At 65.5% G+C, this 24,528-nt stretch carries 22 protein-coding genes; 14 read left to right on the top strand and 8 right to left on the bottom strand.

All coding sequences use genetic code 11. The features are described from left to right. Positions 1-383: 383 nt before the first annotated feature. The gene (locus tag MGN01_RS15810) at positions 384-1,067 is read right to left on the bottom strand and encodes a TetR/AcrR family transcriptional regulator (RefSeq protein WP_147047790.1); all 684 of its coding nucleotides are present in this window, start codon (positions 1,065-1,067) and stop codon (positions 384-386) included. Positions 1,068-1,273: 206 nt separating this feature from the next. Between MGN01_RS15810 and MGN01_RS15805 the strand changes: the two genes are divergently transcribed. Then, positions 1,274-1,633, top strand: a complete 360-nt coding sequence (locus tag MGN01_RS15805) for a YybH family protein (RefSeq protein WP_147047789.1) — start codon at positions 1,274-1,276, stop codon at positions 1,631-1,633. A gap of 19 nt (positions 1,634-1,652) precedes the next feature. On the opposite strand, the gene MGN01_RS15800 is transcribed toward MGN01_RS15805, so the two are convergent. After that, complete coding sequence (locus MGN01_RS15800; RefSeq protein WP_147047788.1) at positions 1,653-2,588, bottom strand: pirin family protein; 936 nt, start codon at positions 2,586-2,588, stop codon at positions 1,653-1,655. Positions 2,589-2,618: 30 nt separating this feature from the next. Then, positions 2,619-3,245, bottom strand: coding sequence for a pyridoxamine 5'-phosphate oxidase (pdxH, locus tag MGN01_RS15795; protein WP_280178547.1), 627 nt, complete (start codon positions 3,243-3,245; stop codon positions 2,619-2,621). A 90-nt stretch (positions 3,246-3,335) separates the two neighbouring features. On the opposite strand from pdxH, the gene MGN01_RS15790 reads away from it, so the two are divergent. From MGN01_RS15790 to fabI, 3 genes are all read left to right on the top strand, one after another. Continuing rightward, entirely contained in the window at positions 3,336-3,818 is a 483-nt protein-coding gene (locus MGN01_RS15790) for an RT0821/Lpp0805 family surface protein (protein WP_147047787.1), read from the top strand. 114 nt (positions 3,819-3,932) lie between these two features. Further along, entirely contained in the window at positions 3,933-4,841 is a 909-nt protein-coding gene (locus MGN01_RS15785) for a DnaJ C-terminal domain-containing protein (protein ID WP_147047786.1), read from the top strand. A 118-nt stretch (positions 4,842-4,959) separates the two neighbouring features. Further along, positions 4,960-5,781, top strand: a complete 822-nt coding sequence (gene fabI / locus MGN01_RS15780; RefSeq protein WP_147047785.1) for an enoyl-ACP reductase FabI — start codon at positions 4,960-4,962, stop codon at positions 5,779-5,781. Between the two features lie 131 nt (positions 5,782-5,912). On the opposite strand, the gene MGN01_RS15775 is transcribed toward fabI, so the two are convergent. Then, positions 5,913-6,917: a polyphosphate kinase 2 family protein gene (locus MGN01_RS15775; RefSeq protein ID WP_147047784.1), complete on the bottom strand. Its 1,005-nt coding sequence runs from the start codon at positions 6,915-6,917 to the stop codon at positions 5,913-5,915. Between the two features lie 130 nt (positions 6,918-7,047). Here MGN01_RS15775 and MGN01_RS15770 point away from each other — a divergent pair, with 130 nt between their 5' ends. From MGN01_RS15770 to MGN01_RS15760, 3 genes are all read left to right on the top strand, one after another. Next, entirely contained in the window at positions 7,048-7,644 is a 597-nt protein-coding gene (locus tag MGN01_RS15770) for a histidine phosphatase family protein (protein WP_147047783.1), read from the top strand. Between the two features lie 179 nt (positions 7,645-7,823). Beyond that, entirely contained in the window at positions 7,824-11,909 is a 4,086-nt protein-coding gene (locus MGN01_RS15765) for a Pls/PosA family non-ribosomal peptide synthetase (protein ID WP_147047782.1), read from the top strand. 107 nt (positions 11,910-12,016) lie between these two features. After that, a complete protein-coding gene (locus MGN01_RS15760) occupies positions 12,017-12,439 on the top strand; it encodes a VOC family protein (protein ID WP_147047781.1) in 423 nt (140 codons plus the stop codon). Positions 12,440-12,996: 557 nt separating this feature from the next. On the opposite strand, the gene MGN01_RS15750 is transcribed toward MGN01_RS15760, so the two are convergent. Beyond that, positions 12,997-13,650 (bottom strand): alpha/beta hydrolase, encoded by a 654-nt coding sequence (locus tag MGN01_RS15750; protein ID WP_147047780.1) that lies wholly within the window; start codon positions 13,648-13,650, stop codon positions 12,997-12,999. A 289-nt stretch (positions 13,651-13,939) separates the two neighbouring features. Between MGN01_RS15750 and MGN01_RS15745 the strand changes: the two genes are divergently transcribed. The 7 genes from MGN01_RS15745 to MGN01_RS15715 all read left to right on the top strand — a co-directional run bounded on the left by MGN01_RS15745 (position 13,940) and on the right by MGN01_RS15715 (position 21,199). Beyond that, positions 13,940-15,112 carry a cysteine desulfurase family protein gene (locus MGN01_RS15745; RefSeq protein WP_147047779.1) on the top strand — a complete coding sequence of 391 codons (1,173 nt, stop codon included), beginning with the start codon at positions 13,940-13,942 and terminating at the stop codon, positions 15,110-15,112. A gap of 68 nt (positions 15,113-15,180) precedes the next feature. After that, positions 15,181-16,650, top strand: coding sequence for a Fe-S cluster assembly protein SufB (gene sufB, locus MGN01_RS15740; protein WP_147047778.1), 1,470 nt, complete (start codon positions 15,181-15,183; stop codon positions 16,648-16,650). Positions 16,651-16,742: 92 nt separating this feature from the next. After that, the gene (gene sufC / locus MGN01_RS15735) at positions 16,743-17,492 is read left to right on the top strand and encodes a Fe-S cluster assembly ATPase SufC (protein ID WP_147047777.1); all 750 of its coding nucleotides are present in this window, start codon (positions 16,743-16,745) and stop codon (positions 17,490-17,492) included. Continuing rightward, positions 17,492-18,814, top strand: coding sequence for a SufB/SufD family protein (locus MGN01_RS15730; protein ID WP_147047776.1), 1,323 nt, complete (start codon positions 17,492-17,494; stop codon positions 18,812-18,814). Before sufC ends, MGN01_RS15730 begins: the two co-directional genes overlap by 1 nt. Before the next feature lie 198 nt (positions 18,815-19,012). Continuing rightward, entirely contained in the window at positions 19,013-20,257 is a 1,245-nt protein-coding gene (locus MGN01_RS15725; RefSeq protein WP_147047775.1) for a cysteine desulfurase, read from the top strand. Between the two features lie 50 nt (positions 20,258-20,307). Then, positions 20,308-20,691: an SUF system Fe-S cluster assembly protein gene (locus MGN01_RS15720; RefSeq protein WP_147047774.1), complete on the top strand. Its 384-nt coding sequence runs from the start codon at positions 20,308-20,310 to the stop codon at positions 20,689-20,691. Between the two features lie 124 nt (positions 20,692-20,815). Continuing rightward, entirely contained in the window at positions 20,816-21,199 is a 384-nt protein-coding gene (locus tag MGN01_RS15715) for a HesB/IscA family protein (protein WP_147047773.1), read from the top strand. A gap of 38 nt (positions 21,200-21,237) precedes the next feature. On the opposite strand, the gene MGN01_RS15710 is transcribed toward MGN01_RS15715, so the two are convergent. The 3 genes from MGN01_RS15710 to MGN01_RS15700 form a co-directional block, all read right to left on the bottom strand. Further along, the gene (locus MGN01_RS15710) at positions 21,238-22,296 is read right to left on the bottom strand and encodes a GGDEF domain-containing protein (protein ID WP_147047772.1); all 1,059 of its coding nucleotides are present in this window, start codon (positions 22,294-22,296) and stop codon (positions 21,238-21,240) included. A gap of 107 nt (positions 22,297-22,403) precedes the next feature. Continuing rightward, on the bottom strand, positions 22,404-23,864 hold the full coding sequence (locus MGN01_RS15705) for a DEAD/DEAH box helicase (RefSeq protein WP_147047771.1): 1,461 nt from the start codon (positions 23,862-23,864) through the stop codon (positions 22,404-22,406). 302 nt (positions 23,865-24,166) lie between these two features. After that, entirely contained in the window at positions 24,167-24,427 is a 261-nt protein-coding gene (locus MGN01_RS15700; RefSeq protein WP_147047770.1) for a hypothetical protein, read from the bottom strand. Positions 24,428-24,528 lie beyond the last annotated feature (101 nt).

Genomic DNA, 24,528 nt, shown 5'->3' with positions numbered 1-24,528 from the left:
CCGTCAGAGTTGGCTTTGCGTAACCCGCGCTCTTGTCATTCGGAATCGAAAGGACCCGCCGAGCGGCTGATACCAGCTCGGCGGGTCCCGACCTCGAGGCGCTCTGAGCGCGTTTGTCGCTACTCAGATCAAGGCTTGGGTGCTGCAGGCTTCGGAGCGTCGGGGTTCGTCGCAGGCGGCGTGGTCGGTGCGGTGTTAGCCGGCGGAGAAGCGGGAGGCGCGGGTGGCGGAGCCTTCTTCTCGTCCTTGCAACCGGCCAGAGCCAGCATACCGGCTACGGGCAGCAGGTAACGGAATTTCATGACGTCCCTCCACGTTATTGGGACTTCAGCAACGCCTAAGCCCACGAATCGGTTCGAAACGGCCTGTGGGCAGCGCTGCAGCTAGCGTTTTGCCCCGAGTTCTGGGATCGACCGGACGAGTTCGGGCATCCCGCCGAGAAAGACGCGCACGTCGTCGGCAATGGTCTGCGTCAGGTCCGAGGGAATGACACCGCCATAGACGAATTTTCGGATGGCCAGGTAGAACACCTTGCCGTGGAGCGCCCAGACGGCCTCCACCTCCCGCTCGGTCAACGGAACATCCGCGACGGCGGGTAGGGCAAGATTGTGCCGGACCTCCTCGGCAATCGGCAGGATCAGCTCATCGCGCACGGTTGCGAGGTAACGCGGGGCGATGTCGTAGCCTTTCAGCCCGGAAAACACGAAGATCCGGACCCAGTCGTAGTCGAAGACCCGAGCCGCATAATCACCGTAGAAGCGGAGCAACCGGTCTTCGAAGGCAAGCGAGCGATCCCGAATCAGGCCGGTCCAGCCTGAATCCCAGCGGCTGACATAGACGTGCTCGTAGACGCGATCGACCAATGCTTCCTTGGTCGGAAAGTAGCGGAAGATCGCCGAGTGCGTGATGCCGAGGCCGCGAGCGAGTTCGCGCGTTTGGCCCTCGAAGCCATGCTTGGCGAAAAACCGCGTCGCTCCTTCGACGATCAGGCGCTCGCGCTCCGCCGCGGGCAGATGGCGCCGCCTGCGCTCGGTCAGTTGGATGATGGCCTCGTCGCTATCATCCATCACACTCGATCTCCCCGAGAACTGGCTTTGGCGGCCCTGCTCGTGACCATGCGGTCACATCTGTTGACGAGCCGTGCCCATCCCGGTACCCATTGTAACCAAGCGGTCACAACCAGTCGATACGCGGCGTGCCCAGGGCAAGCCGCCACGGCCTTCGCCGTCACGACAGCCGCGTTTGCAACCCAAGTTCATGGGAGATCCATCATATGACTGCGCATGTCCAAGCCGCTGCCGACCGTTGGGACGAAGCCTTCAACAACGGCGATACCGACAAGCTCGCAACCTTCTACAGCGCGGAGGGTCGCGTGCTGCCGGCCGGCGGCACGCCTGTCGATGGTCCGAGCGCGATCGGCGCGTTCTTCGCTGACCTGCGCGCCAAGGGCTTCGACGGGCACAAGATCACGGTCCAGTCCGTGCTCGAGCGCGATACGGTCCTCGTCGCCTCGGGCACCTGGGCGCTGACCGGCCCGGGCGAGGGAGGCCAGCAACAATACAGCGGCAACTGGGTGAACGTGATCGAGCGTCAGGGCGACGATCTGCGCATCCTTCTGCACAGCTGGAACTGAGATAAGCCTCGCGGGCCGATCAGCCGGGCAGGGGGATGAACTCCGCCCGGTCGTCGGCCGGCAGGTCGAACTGGCCCTGTCCCCAGGCCCCGCGCCGCCACTCCTCCTTGGCGGCCTCGATCTTGTCGCGGCTGGAGGAGACGAAGTTCCACCAGACGTAGCGCGGCCCGTTCAGCGTCGCGCCGCCCAGCGCCATCAGACGTGCACCCTGCGGGCCAGCGGCCACGGTAATGGCGTCGCCTGGGCGAAACACCATCATCTGGCCGCCCTCGAAGACCTGGCCCGCGATCGAGACCGAGCCTTCGACGATGTAGAGGCCGCGATCCTCGTGGTCAGTCGGCAGCGGCAGCCGCGCGCCGGCTTCCAGAACGACGTCGGCATAGAAGGTGTCGCTGAAGACGCTGGCCGGTGCCGTCTCGCCATAGGCGCGGCCGAGGATCAGGCGGAGGCGGACACCGTCGCTCTCGATGACCGGGAGGGTGTCCTTGCCGTGGTGCTCGAAGATCGGCGCAGCCTCTTCCTTGTCCTCGGGCAGAGCCACCCAGGTCTGGATGCCATAGAGACTGTGTGGCGCTAGACGGGTCGCCTCCGAGGTGCGTTCGGAATGGGTCACGCCGCGCCCGGCCACCATCCAGTTCACCGCGCCCGGCAAGATGGTCTGGTTCGAGCCAATGCTGTCGCGGTGCTGAAATTCTCCGCGGTAGAGATAGGTCACCGTGGCGAGGCCGATATGCGGGTGAGGGCGCACATCGACGCCCTTGCCGGTCACGAACTCGGCCGGGCCGGCCTGATCGAAGAACACGAAAGGCCCGACCATCTGCCGTTTCGGCGAGGGCAGGGCGCGCCGCACCTCGAACCCGCCGAGGTCGCGGGCGCGGGGCACGATCAGCGTCTCGATGGCGTCGATGCCGATGGCATCGGGGCAGCCAGGCTCCAGGGCCGGATTCCAACTCATCGCGTCACCTCGCTCTTACGGCCGCAGGCCTCAGGGATAGAGCCGCGCGCGACCCCAGCCCTCGCTTTCTCGCGTGAACCTCACCCGGTCGTGAAGGCGAAACTCACCATTCTGCCAGAACTCCATCTGGACGGGTGCGAGGCGAAAACCCGACCATGTCTCCGGGCGCGGAATTGGGCCGTCGCCATATTTCTCCGAGAGCGCGTCGACCGCAGCGATCAGCGTCGGCCGGTCAGCGAGCGGCCGTGACTGCCGGCTGGCGATGGCGCCGAGACGGCTCTCGCGGCGGCGGCTGGCGAAATAGGCATCCGCCTCCTCCGCCGTAACCGGGCTCACCGGCCCGCGCGCCCGCACCTGCCGGCCCAGCGACTTCCAGTAGAAGACCACGGCAGCTTGTGGATTGCGGGCAAGCTGCTCACCCTTCGCCGATCCGAGATTGGTGTAGAAGACCAGCCCGCCCTCGTCCGCTCCCTTCAGAAGGACCGTGCGCACGTCCGGCAGGCCGTCGGCATCGACCGTTGCGAGCTGCATCGCGTTCGGATCGGCAGGCTCCGCGGCCTCGGCCTCGGCCATCCACGCGGAAAACAGCTCCCAGGGATCTCGCGCCAGAGTGAAGTCCGCAGGCAGACCGGGCTCACCGTCTCTTAACCGATCCACGCTCTACTCCTCTGTCGTGACATCCGGGTCGGGGGGCACCGACGTGGAGCGCCGAAGCGTCGGTCACGGGGTGTGGCGAGTTCAGGTTTAATGCGTTTTCGCGAGTGTAAAACCCCAGCAGGTTGGAGACCGGCCGCGCTGGTAGTGTCGAGCCTGATCGTCTCGAGCCTGTGCGGCTGCAGCGGACCGATCCTTTCGTTCCAGGCCGAGCAGAAGGATGACCCCGCCCGCGAGCCCGTCAGCACGGGTAGCATCACCAAGGCTCCCACCACATTCGGCAAGGATCTCGGCGATGAGGACTGGCGTCGGGCTCACGCCGCCCTCGCCGTGGCGCTCGATCCGCAAGGCAACGGCAAGCCGGTGAAGTGGGAAAATCCCGACACCGCTATGCGCGGCTCGGTGAATCCCACTGGCCTGCCTTACGTCGACAATGACGAGATCTGCCGTGACTTCCTCGCCTCCGTGATCGCGCCGGCGACGAGCCGCTTCGTGCGTGGCACAGGGTGCAAGCCGTCGGGCGGCAACTGGGAGCTGAAGCGCCTCAAGAGCGCTGCCAAGCCCGCCACCACTTGACCTCGCCTCGTCACCCGCGAAGGCCGTTGCACATCCGCCACGTACCACCCACGTTGTACGGCTGACCACGAGGCCGTATCCGTACGGCCAGATTGCGCTTGGACAAGACCCTGGATGCGAAACCCCTACGACGTGCTTGGCGTGCCGAAGGGCGCGAGTGAGGCAGAGATCAAGAAAGCCTTCCGGAAGCTCGCCAAAGCCTACCATCCCGACTCGAACAAGGATCCAAAGGCCAAGGAGCGGTTTGCCGAGGCGAACACCGCCTACGAGGTGGTGGGCGATAAGGAAAAGCGCGCTCAATTCGATCGCGGCGAGATCGATGCCGAGGGCAAGCCGCACGCCACCGGCTTCGAAGGCTTTTCCGGCTTCGGCGGTGGACGCGGCGGTGGCGGCTTCGATTTCGAGCATATGCAGCGCGCTCGCGGCGGCATGGGTGAGGACATCTTCTCCTCGCTGTTCGGAGAGGCCTTTCGCGCGAGCGGAGCCGGGCCGGGGCGGGGACCGATGCGGGGTGAGGACGTCCAGGCCGAACTCGCAGTAACCCTTGAGCAGATCGCGGCGGACGAGAAGCTGCGCCTGATCCTGCCAGGCGGACGCGGCGTCGACGTGATGATTCCTAAGGGCGTTGTCGACGGTCAGACCATCCGGCTGCGCGGCCTCGGCGGACAGGGCGGCCCTCGCTCGGAGCCGGGCGATGCCCTTCTCACCATCCGCGTCAAGCCGCACGACCGCTTCAAGGTCGACGGTGCGGATCTGCGCGTCACCGTCGAGCTTCCCCTGGAGGATGCGGTGCTCGGAGGCGGGCTGCGTGTGCCGACTCTGACCGGAGCCGTCGAGATGAAGATCCCGGCCATGACCAGCTCCGGCCGCTCCTTCCGCCTGCGGGGCAAGGGGCTACCGAAGAAGGATGGCAGCCGAGGCGATCTCATCGCCACCACCGCCATCGTTCTACCGGCAGACGACGAAGACGCGCTCGCCGACTACGCGCGGCGCCGGCGCGAGGCGAAGGCCGGCACGGCCTGAGACCCGCACTGCACTGCGCACAAGGCTTTCCCCTACGCCGGGCGTCCGCTAAGGATGCCGGCCGCATGGCCGTCCCGTGGGTCGGGCGGAACGTGCGGTCCTAAGGTCAAGGTGGGTCATGTCGGACGGAACCGGTTTGCTGGCTGGCAAGAACGGGCTGGTGCTCGGGGTAGCCAACAACCGATCGATCGCCTGGGGCATCGCCAAGAGCGCTGCGGCGCACGGTGCCAAGCTCGCCTTCACCTACCAAGGCGACGCACTCAAGAAGCGCGTCGAGCCGCTGGCAAAAGAGCTCGACGCGCACGTCGTCGGTCATTGCGACGTTACCGACCCGGCCTCGATCGACGACGTCTTCGCGCGTGCCGGCGAGGTCTTCCCGGAGGGTCTCGACTTCGTCGTCCACTGCATCGCCTTCTCCGACAAGGACGAGCTGACCGGCCGCTACGTCGAGACCTCGGAAGGGAACTTCACCAAGTCGCTGCTGATCTCCTGCTACTCGTTCACGGCCGTTGCCCAGCGCGCCGAGAAGCTGATGAAGAATGGCGGCTCCCTGCTGACCCTGACGTATTACGGCGCCGAGAAGTGGATGCCGCATTACAACGTCATGGGTGTCGCCAAGGCCGCGCTCGAAGCCTCCGTGCGCTACCTCGCTGCCGATCTTGGACCCTCGAACATCCGGGTCAACGCGATCTCGGCCGGTCCGATCAAGACGCTAGCAGCGTCGGGCATCGGCGACTTCCGCTACATCCTCAAGTGGAACGAGTACAACGCGCCGCTGCGTCGGACCGTGACCATCGACGAGGTCGGCGAGACGGCCGCTTATCTTGTCTCCGACATGTCGCGCGGCATGACCGGCGAGATCCTGCACGTCGATGCTGGCTACCACGTCGTCGGCATGAAGAACCCTGAAGCCCCCGACCTGTCGCTCGACAAGGACTGAGCGCATCTAGCCTTCGCGGCGGGGGGTCCAATCGCCAACCGCCTCGCGCTCAAGCTGCTGGGCGACGAGCGGCCACCGGGATGTCGACAGCGGTTCCAGCGCGGCCCTGTCGATCTGTCTCGAGCGGCCGCTCAGTCGTCCACGCGCAATCCTGAGATGCCTGCTCTGGCTTCGGGGAACTGGGGGTCCATCGCCTGAAGCGTGTCGGCGATGGTGCGGGCGACGACGATGTTGCGGTACCATTTGCGATTGGCCGGCACCACGAGCCAGGGCGCGTAGGGCGTCGAGCAGCGCGACAGGGCATCCTGGAAAGCGCCCTGGTAGGCGTCCCAACTCTTGCGCTCGACGAGATCGGCCGGGTCGAACTTCCAGTGCTTCTCCGTCTCGGCGATACGCGCCTCCAGACGCTTCTTCTGCTCGTCCTTCGAGATGTGCAGGAAGAATTTGAGCACCGTGGTGCCGGAGGCCGTGAGGAGGCGTTCGAAACCATTGATCAGGCCGTAGCGCTCACGCCAGACAGGCTCGGGCACGAGATCCTTGACCCGCACCACGAGCACGTCCTCGTAATGGCTGCGGTTGAACACGCCGATCATACCGCGGCCGGGCGTGCGCAGATGGTAGCGCCAGAGGAAGTCCTGATCGAGTTCCTCAGCGCTCGGCACCTTGAACGACCAGACCCGGCAGCCCTGCGGGTTCACGCCCTCGAAGACGTTGCGGATGGTGCCGTCCTTGCCGCCGGTATCGATCGCCTGGAACACAATGAGCAGGCTGCGCTTGTGCTCAGCGTAGAGACGCTCCTGCAGAGCCTTGATGCGTGTGCGTTCCGCCCTCAGCAGTTCCTTGGCGGCATCCTTGTCGAACCCGCCATCGGTGCTCGCGTCGATCGCGGCGAGGCTGACCGTCTTGCCAGGCTCGACCATGACGATGCCGGGCGCGGGCCGCGGCACCGTCGGGGCGTAGCCGCCGATGAGCGCCGGGGCCGTTTCCGCAAGCGCCTCAGCGCCGCGCGCCCATTCGGCGGAGGAGGGCGGATGGCCGCCAACAAGCCCTGCACCGCGCGCTGCATCCTGCGACGCTTTGGCAGAGTCTTTCTGCCCGTTCGCGGCATCGTGATGCTTGCCCTGCTTCTTTGTCATGCGGACAGTCGTGCCTTGGCAAGGTTTCGAAATGCAATCGAGTCACGCTACCTAACCGAGACGCTATGATCCAGGTTAAGAAGCGGCACGACGCGCCGAGGCACGCGTCGAAGAGTATCGGAACGGTGGCGTGAAGCCGAGATCGGCGATCTGGTTCGTTCGTCACGGCCAGACCGACTGGAATGCGCAGAGACGGCTTCAGGGCCAGCGCGATATCGACCTCAACGCGACTGGGCTCGCCCAGGCGGCGGAAGCCGGAGCGCGCCTGCGTGCGGTGGCCGGCCCGAGGCTGGCCGCGGCCGCATTCGTATCAAGCCCGCTCCTGCGCACCCGCCGAACCATGGAGACTCTGCGCGCGACGTTGGATCTTCCCCCGGATCAGTACCGGACCGATCCGCGGCTGATGGAAATCGGCTTCGGTGCCTGGGAAGGCTCAACCTGGGCGGAGATCCGGCGCTGGGATCCCTCCGGCGCGGCCGCGCGCGACCGCGACCGTTGGAATTACCAGCCGAAGGGTGTGGGTGCGGAGAGCTATGCCATGCTCGCAGGGCGGGTCGGCGCAATGCTCGCCGAGTTCGAGGGCCCCGCAGTGATCGTCGCCCATGGTGGTGTCGCTCGCGCAGCCCTGGTGGCACTCGGCCATCTCGATACCTACGCCGCCGTGCGTCTCGGCATCCGCCAGGGCAAAATCCTGGTCATCGAGCCGGATGGCTGGCGCTGGGCCTGAGGCCATCCGCTATTCAAACCCGGTTCAAGCGCGGCATGGAACCGTGCTAGGCGACGCTTACGAGGTTCACGCCTTCGTGAGGGCAGGGTCCGGTCGCAAAACGGCCCCGAGCGTCGGCCAAGCGTCGCCGAGCCGATCCAAGACCAGAGGGCCGGTCCCTGACGGGGACGGAAGTTCGGATGAGCACACTCGCCGAGACGAGCACGGCACGCCACGGCACGGTGCCCGACGGACTCGTCGGCAAGGCCGTCATGCATGGCGAAACCCGCCCTGAATTCATCCGTGACGAAGTGCTTGCCGACATCTTTCGCGCGAGCGCTGAGGCTCGTCCGGACCACCCTTGCCTGATCGATGGCGCCGCCGGCAGCGCCGGCAACCGCTATCCGGCCCTGACCTATGCCGAGGTCGATGCCCGCTCCGACGCGGTCGCGGCGGCTTTGGCCAATCGCGGCATCGGCCCGGGCTCCGTGGTCGGGCTTTGGATGGCGCGCGGGCCCGAGTTGCTGATTGCCCAGATCGGCATCACCAAATCCGGCGCTGCCTGGCTGCCCTTCGACGCTGAAGCTCCCGCGGATCGCGTCGCGGTCTGCCTCAAGGATGCAGAGGCCAAGGCACTGCTCGTTTCGGAGGCCTTGAAACCGGGTGCGCCCGACGTGGCACCCATCGTCACCACCGAGACCCTGCTGCGTGCCGTGCCGGAGGGGGCTCCCGCCCCGGACCTCAAGGCCCTGCGCTTGACCCCGCAGCACCCTGCCTACCTGATTTACACCTCGGGCTCGACCGGCGTGCCCAAGGGCATCGTCATCAGTCACGCCAATATCTGCCACTTCCTGCGCGCGGGGAACGCGCTCTACGGCATGCGCGCGGACGACGTCGTCTTCCAGGGGGCAAGCGTCGCCTTCGATCTGTCGATGGAGGAGATCTGGGTTCCCTACCTCGTCGGCGCGACGCTCTTCGTCGCCACGCCCACCATGATGGGTGACGTCGAGAGCCTGCCCGGCATCATCGCCGAGGCCGGCGTCACGGTGCTCGACACGGTGCCGACGCTGCTCGCCATGATCCCGGGCGACCTGCCGAAGGTCAGGCTGGTTCTGCTCGGCGGCGAGGCACTGCCTGAGCCGCTGGTCGGCCGCTGGGCGGTGAACGGGCGCCAGCTCTTCAATACCTATGGCCCCACCGAGGCGACGGTGGTCGCCACCGCCGCCGAGATGCGGCCCGGCGAGCCGGTGACCATTGGCGGCCCGATCCCGAACTATACGATCTACGTCGCCGACGAGGCGCTGAACCTGCTCGGACCTGGTCAGCAAGGCGAATTGCTGATCGGCGGCCCGGGCGTCGCCAAGGGCTACCTGCAGCGCCCAGAGCTGACGGCGGAAAAGTTCATCGCCAATCCCTTCGCCGCGGGCGGCAACGATCCGGTGCTCTACCGCTCGGGTGATGCGGTTTCGCTGGATGCCGAGGGCCGTATCGCCTTCCACGGTCGCATCGACGACCAGGTCAAGATCCGCGGCTTCCGCGTCGAGCTCGGCGAGATCGAGACGCGGGTGCGAGCCGAGCCGGGCATCAATCAGGCCGCTGTTGTCGTGCGCAACGACGACGGCGTCGAGCGTCTCGTTGCCTTCGTGGTCCCCGAGCGCGATGCCACGGTCGATCCGGCCGCGCTGCGCAAATCGCTTGCCGCGCAACTACCGCCCTACATGGTGCCGGGCCATTTCGAGACCGTGGAGACGCTGCCGCGGCTGACCTCTGGCAAGGTCGACCGCAAGGTGCTGAAGGCGGCGCCGCTCACGGTGACGATCGTCGAGGGCGAGCAGGAAGAGCCGGCCAACGCCACGGAGGCGGCACTGCTGGCGGCGGCAAAGAAGGCCTTCGGTGAGCAGCCCATCAGCTTCAATGCGGATTTCTTCGCCGATCTCGGCGGCCACTCGCTGCTCGCCGCGCGCTTTGTCGGTGCAGTGCGCGACACCCCCATTCTCGCGGCTATGACGATCCGCGACGTCTACGCGCATCGAACCCTGCGGGCGATGTCGGACGACCTGATCACGCGCTTCGGCGGCGTCGGCACCGAGATCGCGGCGCGCGACCTGAGTTTCAGTCCGCCACCGCTGCTGCGCCGAGCGCTCTGCGGGTTGGCACAGGCCATCGCTCTGCCTTTCGTGATCGCGCTCGCGACCTCGCAATGGCTTGGCATCTTCGTGACCTACCTGCTGCTCACCGGCGGCGGGCTCGGCTTCTTCGAAGAACTCGGCGTGCTGCTCGCGGTCTATATCGGCCTCGTCCTCGGCACCGGCTTCATCGCGGTCGCCGCGAAATGGATCGTGCTCGGGCGGACCAAGCCCGGGCGCTATCCACTCTGGGGCCAGTATTATTTCCGCTGGTGGCTGGTGTCGCGGCTGGCGCCGCTGGTGCACATCAAGTGGCTGCAGGGCTCACCGGCCATCGCCTGGTACCTGCGCCTGATGGGCGCCAAGATCGGCAAGGATGCCCTGATCTCCGAACTCGTCGTCGGCGCGCCGGACCTGCTGACGATCGGGGAGGGCGCAACGCTCGGCGGCCACAACGTCGTGGCCAATGCCGAGGTGATCGGCGACGAACTTGTCATCGGCACCGTCGAGATCGGCCGCGACGTCGTCACCGGCGCTTCCTGCGTCTTCGGGCCGAATACGGTGCTGGGCGACTACGCGCAGCTCGCCGACCTGACCACCGTCCCAGAGGGCACCGAGATCGGTGAGGCCGAGGCCTGGGACGGCTCACCGGGCCGCAAGGTCGGCATGGTGAACATCTCGGAATTGCCGGAACCGGCCGAGGCCTCGCCCGCTCGCCGCTTCTGGCTCGGCGCGGCCTATCTGGCACTCGTCACCATCGTGCCGTCAGTCGGCTTGCTGCCGATCTTCCCGGCCTTCTTCGTCTTCGACCAGATCAGCGACTCGCTCGGCGACATCACCGATATCGACTATCACTGGTACCTGCCGCTCCTGACCTGGCCCACCGCCATGCTGATGACGGCGAGCTCGGTGCTGCTGATCGCGCTGATGCGGTGGGTGCTGATCCCGCGGCTGCGCACGGAACGGTACTCGGTCCACTCCCTCTTCTACCTGCGCAAATGGACCCTGACGCTTGCTGTCGAGGTCACGCTGGAGATGCTCTCCTCGCTCTTCGCCACCGTGTACATGCGGGCCTGGTACCGCATCATGGGCACGCGGATGGGCAAGGGCTCGGAGATCTCGACGAATCTCTCCGGCCGCTACGACATCGTCGATATCGGCGCCAACAACTTCCTGGCCGACGAGGTGATCATCGGCGAGGAGGAGATTGTGCGCGGCTGGGTCGAGACCAAGCCCGTGAAAACCGGCGCACGCGTCTTCATCGGCAACGAGGCCGTGGTGCAGCCGGGCGCCGTGGTGCCGGAGGACGTGCTGATCGGCATCAAGTCGAAGGCGCCGTCGAACGCCGAGATGCAACCGGGCGATACCTGGTTCGGCTCGCCGCCGATCAAGCTGCCAACCCGGCAGAGGGTCGATCTCGGCCAGATCGGCAAGACCTACGAGCCCGGCATCGGCCCGAAGCTGAGGCGCGGCCTATTCGAGGCCTTCTCGACCTCGTTCTCGCCGATGCTGTACCTCACGCTCGCGGTCTGCGGCATCGACTTCTACTTCTATCCGGCGATTCTCGCCGAGGACTGGACCGGGCTGGCGATCAGCTTCGTGATGCTCAGCGTCGCCTTCGCCTTTATCCAGACGGCCGCGGTAATCGTGTTGAAATGGGCTCTCATGGGCACCTACAAGCCCGGCATGCGCCCGATGTGGTCGTGGTTCGCCATGCGCACCGAGGCGATCGCGGTGGCCTATTGGGGGCTCGCCGGCAAGGTTCTGCTCGAGCACATGATGGGCACACCCTTCCTGCCTTGGATGCTCAGGCTCTTCGGGGTGAAGATCGGCAAGGGCTGCTGCCTGTTCACCACGGACGTTACCGAATTCGACTGCGTGACGATCGGCGACTACGTCACCGTCAACCGCGTCTCGGCCGCCCAGACCCATCTCTACGAGGACCGCATCATGAAGGTTGGCCGCGTCGAGATCGGTAACGGCGTCTCGATCGGCTCCTTCGCCACCGTGCTCTACGACGCCAAGGTCGGCGACTTCGCGCGCCTGCGGCCCCTCACCATCGTCATGAAAGGCGAGACCATCCCGCCGCACAGCGAGTGGGAAGGTGCGCCACCGGTGCCGGTCGTGCGGGCTCCGGTGGAGATCCGGAAGGCCGCCTGACCGCGCGTCAGCTTTTCTACACAAGAATCGCAGGAGGCTGTCGGAAAGGCTGCGCTTCGTTCGTCTTCATGACGGAGCTGGCAAGCCCGTCCGAGAGGAGCCCTGAGATGACCGACGAGACACTGAACACCATCCCGCCCAAGGGCATCACCAAGGGCGGTGTCGTTGCTTACCTCTCGATCCCGAGGGCGACTGAAGCCGCCGAGTTCTACGGCCGCGCCTTCGCCGCGGAAACCGCCTTTGCCATCCCGCCCGACGACAAGGGGCGGACGATGCACGTGCACCTGCACATCAATGGCTCATCCGTGATGCTGGCGGATCCCTTCCCGGAATACGGCCACCCGGTTGAGGCACCGCGCGGCGTCACCATGACCCTGCAGGTCGATGACATTCACGCCTGGTGGCAACGCGCCATTGATGCCGGCTGCACGCCGGTCATGCCTGTCTCCGAGATGTTCTGGGGTGACCTTTATGGGCAAGCCCGCGACCCGTTCGGCGTGCTCTGGGCTTTCAACCAGCCGAAGCCTTGAGCGGGCCTTCCAGGCCTCTTCGGCCGAGGCATCACCGTAACCGACGCCGCTGACAACGCGGAACGCAACCTCGTGCTCACGCGGTTGATCGCGGCGTGTCCGGCCGCACTCTTTTGCCTTCGGACCGAGCCGTAGCTGCTGAAGCAGTGGTTCACGCCGGCGCCGGGGACCACGGTCGGAGTTGAGTCTGACAGCGTCCCGCCGGGCCGGGTCTCGTCGTGACGCGAGGATGGGACGGCACCGAGTTTCCCAATTGCGGGATTTGCCTCGGTGTCGTGCCGAACGAATGAATCGTCTTCACCGATGCCGACACTTCGGCCTGGGAGCCCTCGCAAAAGCCGGTCATGACGGCGATCGCGACCTTCGCGTCCGAGGGCATCGGCACCCGCTATACCACCCCAGTCCGACACTGAACGGTGGCTGATCGCGAAGCTCACGAGCAGACGGGCTTCTAGGAGGGATGGGGAAAGGCGGCGCATCAGCGCGCCGCTGTGGCGACGATGCTGTAGGCGCAAGCGCCATTCCCGCTCCCAAGTGGGACGGGGTGGCGCAGCGGTTCAGGCTGCCTTTGCCGGCCCCAGTCGCTTGTCGAGATAGGCGTCTACCGTCTGCGTCAGCTCATCGACCTTGCCATCGAAGAAGTGATTGGCGCCCTCGACCATCTGGTGCTCGATGATGACGCCCTTCTGGACCTTCACCTTCTCGATCACCGGCATGACCTCGCGGGCCGGGGCCACGCGGTCCTCGGAGCCGTGCACGAATAGGCCGGAGGAGGGGCAAGGGGCGAGGAAAGTGAAGTCGTAGCGGTTGGCCATGGCGGCGATCGAGATGAAACCCTCGATCTCGGGGCGGCGCATCAACAGCTGCATGCCGATCCAGGAGCCGAAGGACACGCCGGCGATCCAGCAGGCCTTGGCCTCCGGATTGACCGACTGCACCCAATCCAAGGCCGAGGCCGCATCCGACAATTCGCCCGAACCGTGGTCGAAGGCTCCCTGGCTGCGGCCGACACCGCGGAAGTTGAAACGCAAGGCCGCGAAACCGCGATTGGCGAACGTATAGAACAGGTTATAGACGATCTGGTTGTTCATCGTGCCCCCGAACTGCGGGTGCGGATGCAGGATGATCGCGATCGGAGCGCCCTTCTTCTTGGGCGCCTGGTAGCGACCCTCAAGGCGACCGGCCGGACCGGTGAAGATGACTTCGGGCATGATGTCCTCGGGCGGAGCATCCGATCGCCTCCGCTCGGCACGAGTCGGCGGGGATCGCGATACAGACGTATTTCGCAACGCCTTGACTCGCTCCGCCATCACCGTACAAGCGGCTTAGAATAATTCTAGGCGATTAGAAGCATTCTAAACAATAAGCCGCTTTGAGCGGCCCCGTCGTTGCAGATGTTGCGTGGCAGCGCCTTAGCACGGTGACGGGGGGCGAAAGCAAGAATTTCGAGCATCGGTCGAACAGGCGCGACGAATTCGAGCCATCGAGATCTAAAAGGGCATGAACGGAGCAACACGCAGTTACCTCGACTACAACGCTACGGCTCCGGTGCGTCCGGTCGTGGCGCAGGCGGTCGCGCGCGCTCTGATGGTCCCTGGAAACCCGTCTTCGATCCATGCGGAGGGCCGCGCTGCCCGCATCATGCTCGATACCGCGCGCGACTCCGTCGCCGCCCTCGTCGGCACCCGGCCGGCGCAAGTTACTTTCACCAGCGGCGGCACCGAGGCCGCCAATACCGTGCTCTCCGGCGCTCTGCGGCGTGTGGGCCAGCCCGCGCCGACTCGACTGCTGATCTCCGCCACCGAGCATTCCTGTGTAGCGACCGGCCATCGTTTCACGGATGAGGCGGTCGAGGTTTTGCCGGTCGACCCATCGGGCATCCTGCGGCTTGACGTGCTTCGCGAGCGTCTTACGGCTCTTGCTGGAGAGAGCCTGCTGATCTCGGTTCACGCGGCCAACAACGAGACCGGCGCGGTTCAGCCGCTTGCCGAAATCATCGCGCTCGCCCGCGAGCATGGTAGGGCGCTGGTGCACAGCGACGCCGTGCAGGCCATTGGCAAGATCCACCTGGACATGGCAGCGCTCGGCCTTGATGCGCTCACTCTGTCCGGCCACAAATTCGCGGCGCCCAAGGGCGTCGGTGCCCTCGCGGTTGGCCGCGGCGTTACTCTGGAGGGCGCGTTCATTCGCGGTGGCGGGCAGGAGTCGCGCCTGCGCTGCGGGACCGAGAACCTGTCGGGTATCGTCGGCATGGGTGAGGCCGCCCGGCACGCGCTGACCGATCTCGACGCTGAGGGGACGCGGCTCGCAGGCTTTCGCGATACGCTCGAGGCGCGGGTGCTGGCGCTCGCGCCCGATGCGGTTATCTTCGGTAAAAGTGCGCCGCGCCTCCCGAACACCCTCAGCTTCGCTGTGCCCGGCCTGGACGCCGCCACGACGCTGATCGCCTTCGATCTCGCCGGCGTTGCAGTCTCATCCGGTTCGGCCTGCTCGTCCGGAAAGGTCGCGCGGTCGGCCACGCTCGCGGCCATGGGCGTGAGCCCTGCACTCGCTGCGGGGGCGCTACGCGTCAGTTTTGGTTGGAATTCGCGGGATGAGGACATGACCCGCTTTCTCATGGCCTTCGAACGGGCCGTCCAATCCCTATATCAGCGACGAGGGCAGGCGGCATGAGTGCCACCTTCCACCGTCATCTCGCAAATGCGCCAGCCATATGGGCCGGCGTCGTCAGGAGACGTTGAATGCCTGCAGTGCAGGAAACCATCGATCGCGTCCGCTCGATTGATCTCGATCAGTACAAGTACGGCTTCGAGACCGTGATCGAGATGGAGAAGTCCGAGAAGGGCCTCTCCGAGGACATCGTGCGCTTCATCTCCGCCAAGAAGGGCGAGCCGGAATGGCTGCTCGAATGGCGCCTCGATGCCTATCGTCGCTGGCTCACCATGAAGGAGCCGGCCTGGGCACGCGTCGAGTACGACACGATCGACTACAACAACCTCTATTACTATGCCGCGCCCAAGCGGAAGAGCCCGGAATCGCTCGACGAGATCGATCCCGAGATCCTGAAGACCTACGAGAAACTCGGTATCCCGCTGCGTGAGGTCGAGGTGCTGGAGGGCATCGCCCCCGAGCGCCGTGTCGCCGTCGACGCTGTGTTCGACTCCGTGTCGGTGGCTACCACCTTCAAAAAGGAGCTCGCCAAGGCCGGTGTGATCTTCATGCCGATCTCTGAGGCGGTGAAGGAGCATCCCGAGCTGGTGAAGAAGTATCTCGGCTCGGTCGTGCCGGTGACCGATAACTTTTTCGCGACGCTGAATTCGGCAGTCTTCTCAGACGGCTCGTTCGTCTACATCCCGCCGGGCGTGCGCTGCCCGATGGAGCTGTCGACCTATTTCCGCATCAATGAGCGCGATACCGGCCAGTTCGAGCGCACGCTCATCATCGCCGACAAGGGCTCCTATGTCTCGTATCTCGAGGGCTGCACGGCCCCGAAGCGCGACGACAACCAGCTTCACGCGGCGGTGGTCGAACTCGTCGCCCTGGACGACGCCGAGATCAAGTACTCGACGGTCCAGAACTGGTACCCGGGCGACAACGAGGGCAAGGGTGGCATCTACAACTTCGTGACGAAGCGCGGAGATTGCCGCGGCGCCCGCTCCAAGATCTCCTGGACCCAGGTTGAGACCGGATCGGCCATCACCTGGAAGTACCCGTCATGCATCCTGCGCGGCGATGACAGCCGTGGCGAATTCTACTCGATCGCTGTGTCGAATGGCATGCAGCAGGTCGATTCCGGCACCAAGATGATCCACCTCGGCAAGAACACCACCAGCCGGATCATCTCGAAGGGCATCTCGGCCGGTCGTTCGCAGAACACCTACCGGGGCCTCGTCTCGGCGCACAAGAAGGCCAAGGGCGCGCGCAACTTCACGAACTGCGACTCCCTGCTGATCGGCGATCAGTGCGGCGCGCATACCGTGCCCTACATCGAGTCGAAGAACGCCTCGGCTGTCTTCGAGCACGAGGCCACCACCTCGAAGATTTCCGAGGACCAGAAGTTCTACTGCCAGCAGCGCGGGCTCTCCGAGGAGGAGGCGACCGCTCTCATCGTCAACGGCTTCGTCCGCGACGTGCTGCAGCAGCTGCCGATGGAGTTCGCTGTCGAGGCGCAGAAGCTGATCTCGATCAGCCTCGAAGGCTCGGTGGGCTGAGGCCCGCCCAAACAAGAATGCTCAACGTCGGCGCCGACCCTACTGCCTCGCGGTGGGGTCCGGCTGCCGTTCCCAACTAGGACGACCCCAGCATGCTCGAAATCAAGAACCTCGTCGTGAAGATCGAGGACAACCAGATCCTCAACGGCCTGAACCTCACCGTGAACGACGGCGAGGTCGCTGCGATCATGGGCCCGAACGGCTCCGGCAAGTCGACGCTCTCCTACGTCATCGCCGGCAAGGAGGACTACGAGGTCCTCGATGGCGAGATCCTGCTCGACGGCGTGAACGTGCTTGAGATGGCACCGGACGAGCGCGCCGCGGCCGGCCTGTTCCTGGCCTTCCAGTACCCGCTGGAGATCGCTGGCGTCGGCACAATGACCTTTCTCAAGGCGTGCATCAACGCGCAGCGCCGTGCTCGCGAGGAAGGTGAAATCTCGACCCCGGACTTCATCCGCAAGGTCAACGCTGCCGCAGACAAGCTCGAGATCAACAAGGAGATGCTCAAGCGCGCCCTCAATGTCGGTTTCTCCGGCGGCGAGAAGAAGCGCATGGAGATCCTGCAGATGGCGCTCCTGGAGCCGAAGTTCTGCGTCCTCGACGAGACCGATTCCGGCCTCGACATCGATGCGCTGCGCATTGTCTCCGAGGGCGTGAACGCGCTGCGCGAGAAGGGCCGCTCCTTCCTCGTCATCACGCACTACCAGCGGCTCCTGAACCACATCGTGCCCGACACCGTGCACGTCATGTCGAAGGGCCAGATCGTGAAGACCGGCGGCAAGGAGCTGGCGCTCGAACTCGAGCAGTCGGGCTACGCCGATTACCGCAGCGAGGCCGCGTAATGGCCGACATTACCAACCTGCGCACCTCCGCCGAAACAGGGCTCTCGAACCTGTTCGAAGCTGCTCGCAAGAGCTTCGCCACCGAGGAGAAGATCTCGCGCGAGGAGGCCTTCAAGTTCTTCGAGGCGACCGGCCTGCCGAGCCGCCGCGTCGAGGCCTTCAAGTACACGGACCTGCGCGCCGCGATCGTAGAGGCCGCGCATCCGGCAGAAGTACCCTCGGCCGAGACCGCCAAGTCCACTGTTGCTTCGGCAAAAGCGTTTGCCGGTGTCGAGGCCGTGCGCCTGACCTTCGTCAACGGCCACCTCGTCGACGCACTCTCGGATCTCGGCTCGCTGCCGGAGGGTGTCACCGTGACGCCGCTGACGGAGGCGCTGACCAAGGGCAACCCGCTCCTGAAGGCGCTCGGCCCGGTCGAACAGACCCGCGAGAACCCGATCTACCAGCTCAACACGGCTTTCCTGGCCGATGGCGCGCTGATCTCAGTCGCAGCCGGTGCCAAGGTCGAGACGCCGGTCCATCTGCGCTTCGTCGGCACGGGAGCGACGGCGTTTTCCACGGCCACACGCGTGCTGGTGTCGGTGGGCGAGGGCGCCGAGTTCTCGCTCTTCGAGACCCATGAGGGCCCGAACGGGCTCGCCTACCAGCCGAACGACGCCGTGGATGCGGTCATCGCCGACAAGGCCACCCTGCGCCACACCCGGCTCAACCGGGAAGGCGACAAGGCGATCGCGCTCTCGACCATCGCGGCCCGGCTCGGCGCCGAGGCGAACTTGGAAAGCGTGAACCTCGTCTTCGGCGGTGCGCTGTCGCGTCACCAGATCTACCTGCATTTCGCCGGTGAGAACGCCAACGCCATCGTCAACGGCGCGGCCATGCTCGGCGACGGGCAACTCGCCGACTCGACGCTTCTCGCCGACCACGCCGCCGTCGGTGGGGTGAGCCGCGAGCAGTTCAAGACGGTGATCGACGGCGATGCCACTGGCGTGTTCCAGGGCAAGATCATCGTCCGCCAGATCGCGCAGCAGACCGACGGCAAGATGAAGTCGGATTGCTTGCTCCTCACCGATGAGGGGCAGATGATGAACAAGCCGGAGCTCGAGATCTTCGCCGACGATGTCGCCTGCGGCCACGGTGCCACCTGCGGCGCGCCTGACGAGGAACTCCTGTTCTACCTTATGGCCCGCGGCCTGCCGAAGCCCATCGCCGAAAGCCTGCTCGTCCAGGCCTTCATCGGCGAAGCACTGGAATCGGTCACGCATGAGGGTGCCCGGGATGCGCTGATCGGCGAGGTCGAGGCTTGGCTGAGGGCGCGGGGCTAGACCCGTGCGAGAAAGGCGATCCCATCTAAGAACCTCATCCTGAGATGCCCGCGCCGCGGGCTTCGAAGGGAGGCTCTAGGGATCGCCGAGACGTCTGAAGGCCTTCTTCGAGGCCTTCGCTTCGCTTCGGCACCTCAGGACGAGGGAGTGGCTTCGAGGAGCGAGGTTTTCGAAGACCGAAGGTTCGAGGTCGACCCGATGAACGCCCCACTGCGCCACCCCAGCTACGACGTCGCGGAAATCCGCAAGGAATTCCCGATCTTGTCCAAGCAGGTCTACGGCAAGCCCCTGGTCTATCTCGACAATGCCGCCTCGGCCCAGAAGCCGAAGGCTGTGATCGACGCCATGGTCGGCTGCATGGAGGGCGCCTATGCCAACGTGCATCGCGGGCTGCACTACATGGCCAACGCCGCCACAGAGGGTTTCGAGGGTGCGCGCGAGACCACGCGGCAGTTCCTCAACGCGGCCTCGCCAGACGAGATCATTTTCACGCGCAACGCGACCGAGGCCTACAACCTCGTCGCGTCGTCGATGCACCGGGCTGGGCTGATCGGGGAGGGGGATGAGATCATCCTCTCGATCATGGAGCACCATTCCAACATCGTACCCTGGCACTTTCTGCGGGAGCGTTATGGGGCGGTGATCAAGTGGGCGCCGGTCGACGACGAGGGCAACTTCCTCGTTGAGGAATACGAGAAGCTCTTCTCCCCGCGCACCAAGATGGTCGCGATCACTCACATGTCGAACGTGCTCGGCACGGTGACGCCGGCCGAGGACATTATCCGCATCGCCCACGCCCACAACGTGCCGGTGCTGCTCGACGGCGCACAGAGTGCGGTCCACCGCACCATCGACGTGAGGGCGCTCGATTGCGACTTCTTCGTCTTCACCGGGCACAAGGTCTACGGACCGACCGGGATCGGCGTGCTCTACGGCAAGAAGGAGTGGCTCGACCGCCTGCCTCCCTACCAGGGCGGCGGCGAGATGATCCGCACGGTCACGCAGGACACCATCACCTACAATGACCCGCCCCATCGCTTCGAGGCTGGCACGCCGGCGATCATCGAGGCAGTGGGCCTTGGCGCGGCTCTGGAATTCATGATGGGCGTAGGCCGCGAGGCAATCGCTGCCCATGAAGAGGCCCTGACGACTTATGCTCAGGAGCGGCTCGGCGCGATGAATTCGGTGCGCTTGATCGGCACTGCGCGGGATAAGGGCGGCGTCGTCGCCTTCGAGATGAAAGGGGCTCACGCCCACGACGTCGCCACGATCATCGACCGGCAGGGCGTCGCGGTACGCGCCGGGACGCATTGCGCGATGCCTCTCCTCAACCGCTTCGGCGTGACCTCCACCTGTCGCGCCTCGTTCGGTCTGTATAATACGAAGGCCGAGATCGACACGCTCGCCGAGGCCCTGGCCAAGGCCGAGATGATGTTCGCCTGAGTTTTTCGGAGTTTCCGTCGCGGCCCCGAGCCGTACCGGAGGAGTGACACATGAGCACCGACGCCACCATCACCGGCGGCTCCAATGCCCCGACCGTCGCGGCGGCCTCCGCGATTCCGCCGGAAGAGCTCGACCGGCTGACCGACGACATCGTCGTAGCGCTGAAATCCGTCTATGATCCGGAGATCCCGGCCGACATCTACGAGCTCGGACTGATCTACAAAGTCGACATCGCCGACGACCGCAAGGTCGCTATCGACATGACGCTGACCGCCCCGGGCTGCCCGGTAGCCGGTGAGATGCCGGGTTGGGTCGAGGATGCTGTCACGAAGGTGCCGGGCGTCCAGTCCTGCGCCGTGACCATGGTGTTCGATCCGCCCTGGGATCAGAGCCGCATGTCCGACGAAGCCCGCGTCGCGCTGGATATGTGGTGAGCCGCGGTTTGCGCGGGGCTCATCCGCACGATTGCATGCAGTGGACCGGTTAAGGTCCAATCCCTATCTTGAAAGCGTACCCCCTCACCCGCCCGGGCCTTGAACCCGGCCGCAGGAGAGAACGATGTCAGGTTTCAAAGTCATCACGCTGACGGACCGTGCCGCAGACCGGCTCAAGACGATCATGGCGGATGCGGACAAGCCGATTGCCGGTCTAAGGGTCGGCGTGCGCAACGGCGGCTGCGCCGGCATGGCCTACACGATGGAATATGCCGAGGAGCGAAAGCCCGGCGAGGACATGGTCGAGGACCGCGGCGTCACGGTCTTCATTGATCCCAAGGCGGTACTTTTCCTGCTCGGCACAGAAATGGACTTCAAGACCGACAAGCTGTCGTCCCAGTTCGTGTTCAACAATCCGAACCAGACCTCGGCCTGCGGCTGCGGCGAGTCCATCGCGATCACGCCGGCGACGCCGGATCGGCTCGCGGCAGCGGGCGCCACGGCCTGAGTGACGGACAACGCGCGGCCGGCAAGCCGCGCTGGGCGTCAGGCGACGTGCGAAAACTCTTCGACCTCGGTGTCGTCCATGGTCTTGTTCCGGCCCGAGCGCTTGGCCGCGTAGAGGCAGGCATCCGCGCGCTCCATGAAGGACACGACGCTGTCGTTCGAGCGCCGCTGCGCGACACCGAGCGAGATCGTGACCTTCCCGAGCGACTCGCCCGTAGAGCGCTTCACGAGTTCGCGGCCGATGATGGTGGTGCGCACGGCTTCAGCCACGGTGCGGGCGGCCTCCCGGCTGGAGCCGGGCAGCAAAATCGCGAATTCCTCGCCTCCAAAGCGTGAAAGCGTCGCACCGCGCGACAATACGGTCTCGCGCATGACCATCGCCACAAGCCGCAGCACCTGGTCGCCGGTCAAATGGCCAAACTGGTCGTTGAACCGCTTGAAGAAGTCGATGTCGATCAGAATCAAACTTGTCGGACGGAGGGACTTGTCGCCCTCTTCGAACTCCTTGTTCAACGCCTCCTCGAAATGCTTACGGTTCGACAGGCCCGTTAGGCGGTCGGTCAGGCTCTCGAGACGGGCTGCGGCGAGCGTTTCGCGGAGGCCTTCGATCTCTCGACGGCTCTCGCGCATATGCGCCTCGAGCGTCTTGTTGCTCGCTGCAACGTCCCGCGTGTTCGCGATTAGCGTCGCGACGATGTCCTTCAGCCGGTTCGGCGTGGTGTTGTGGAGGTCTTTGGAGATGGCCTGGAGCGAAGCGCCGTACTGCGCAGTCGATCCGAGCGACAGGTCGATCATCTCCATGATGTTCTGTACCTCGGAGATCAGGCCCGCATTGTGTCGATCCAGCTCGCCCTCGACGTTCCGGCCGTCGATATAGGCCTCGTAGAGTTTGTCGATGTCGCCATCAGACAGGGTCGCGCTCTTCGAGGTCAGGCGCTTGATGGCCTCGTTCATTGGGGGCAGGCGCCACGAAACGTAGGTGTACCAGATCGCGTAGGCGCGCGGGCTAGCCGACGAGCCGTAGTCGCGCATCAGCTCGTTCGCGCGCTGCGCGATGACGAAACTCCGCTCGCGATCCTCGTGACTCGCGCCGTTCATCAGACCGATCCAACCTGCCTCGACGTCATGATGGACGACAGCTGGTGGACGCCGAGTTAAGCCACCGACCGAGAGGCCGTGGCTCGGAGGCCGTTGAGGCGGCCCTATCAGCCCTTCTTGAGCTTCACGGGGCGCATCAGGAAAGCCGGCACATGCTCGCCCAGACCCAGCGGCGTATCGCCGTCGTCGTCGTGCCGATGCCCCGGCCGGCGACTCTCGCGCGCACGCTCATGCGAAGGCCGCTCGGAAGACCGCCTTGGCGCCTCGGCGCGCGGCTCGGATGACGGCAACGGCTCTGCCGCCTTCTCGTCGGATGCCGAGCGCCGGCCGCGGACACGTCGTCCGCCTTCGGCGCGCGCTTCGCCGCGTGCGGACTCCTTGCGACCGCCGCGACGGCGCGGGCGGCTTTCCTCCGACTCGCCCTCGTCACCGGAAAGCGACCCGAGGTCGCCGTCGAGCCAAGGAATGGGTTGGCCGATCAGGCTCTCGATCGCCGAGAGTGAGCGTTCGTCGCCACGCGCCACCAGGGTGAAGGCGTGACCTGCGCGGCCGGCACGGCCGGTGCGGCCGATGCGGTGGACGTAGTCCTCGGCGTGGTGTGGGATGTCGAAATTGAAGACGTGGCTCACGGCCGGGATGTCGAGGCCGCGCGCCGCAACGTCGGAGGCGACGAGCAGCGGCACCTCGCCCGAGCGGAAGCCATCCAGCGCCTGCATCCGGGCACGCTGGTCCATATCGCCGTGAAGCGCCGCGACGGAGAAACCGTGCTTGGCCAGCGAACGCTGCAGCAGCGCGACGTCGCGCTTGCGGTTGCAGAACACGATGCCATTCTTCAGTTCGTCCGCGGCCCGGATCAGCTTGCGCAGGGTGTCGCGCTTTACGGCCGCCTCGGAACTCGTTGCGACGAGCTTCTGCTCGATCGTCGTAGCGGCCGAGGCCGGACGGCTGACCTCTACGCGCTGCGGGTTCGACAGGAACATGTCGGCCAACCGCTCGATCTCCGGCGGCATCGTCGCCGAGAAGAACAGCGTCTGGCGCGTGAAAGGCACCATTTTCACGATGCGCTCGATGTCGGGGATGAAGCCCATATCGAGCATGCGGTCGGCTTCGTCGATGACGAGCAGTTCGACGCCGGTCAGCAGCAGCTTGCCGCGCTCGAAATGATCGAGCAGCCTGCCGGGCGTCGCGATCAGCACGTCGGTGCCGCGCATCAGCTTAGCATCCTGGTCGGCGAAGGAGACGCCGCCGATGATCAGGGCGACGTTGAGCTTGTGGTTGGTGCCATAGCGCTCAAAGTTCTCGACGACCTGCGCCGCGAGTTCGCGGGTCGGTTCGAGGATGAGCGTGCGCGGCATGCGAGCCCGCGCACGACCCGATTCCAGCATGGTCAGCATCGGCAGCGTGAAGGCCGCCGTCTTGCCGGTACCGGTCTGAGCGATGCCGAGCACATCGCGGCGGGCAAGTACATGCGGGATCGCGTTGGCCTGGATCGGCGTCGGCTCAGTGTATCCGGCAGCGGCGACGGCCTGGAGGACCTTGTCGCTCAGTCCGAGATCGGCAAAAGACATGATCGTTGGGAGACCATCCGCGCGAGGTCTTCGGCATCAACGGTGCGTCGCGGCGGCCGCCCGCACGAGCGAATGATGCGAAATCGTAGAAACCCGAACAGGGATGCACGACAATGGTTCGCGCATCCCTGTTCGGGTCGGTCGAACTCGCGTAGCGGCGGAAGCGTCCGGTCCTATACCGCAGCCGTCGCTTCGGCCACGCACCATCCTCGCCCCGCCGGGAGTGCGAGCGTGCGCGACGTTTAGAGGCTTGCCCAGGCTTGTCAATCTTCGCGCGCCGGATCTCACCGGCCGCGTCTGACTCAGGGGCCGCGAACGAGCAGCCGCTCCCTGGCGACGCAAGGGTCAATTATGATGCTGCGGGCCGCCGGACCAATGGCGCCGGTCACCTCCGGCTCGACGATGCCCGGTGGCAAGGCGGCAGCCTGACGCTTCTGATGCTCCAGTGACTGGGCGAGGCGATGGGCGAGCCCGAAGCCGCCGATCCCCATGACGAGCGCAGCGATAGCCGTCGCAGTGAGTAGGCCATGCGGGCGAGGAGTTTCGGAGGGATCAAGCGACATGGAGTGGTCACCAAAGGCGACCACCGGGGAGGGATCGCGCCGCACATCATCGATGAACGCGGTTAACACTGGCTAACGGAGGAAGGGGGCACGCTTTCCTC

This window comes from Methylobacterium gnaphalii, from assembly GCF_007992215.1.
GTDB classification, from domain to species: Bacteria; Pseudomonadota; Alphaproteobacteria; order Rhizobiales; family Beijerinckiaceae; genus Methylobacterium; species Methylobacterium gnaphalii.
This window is presented reverse-complemented; position numbering and strand designations above follow the sequence as displayed.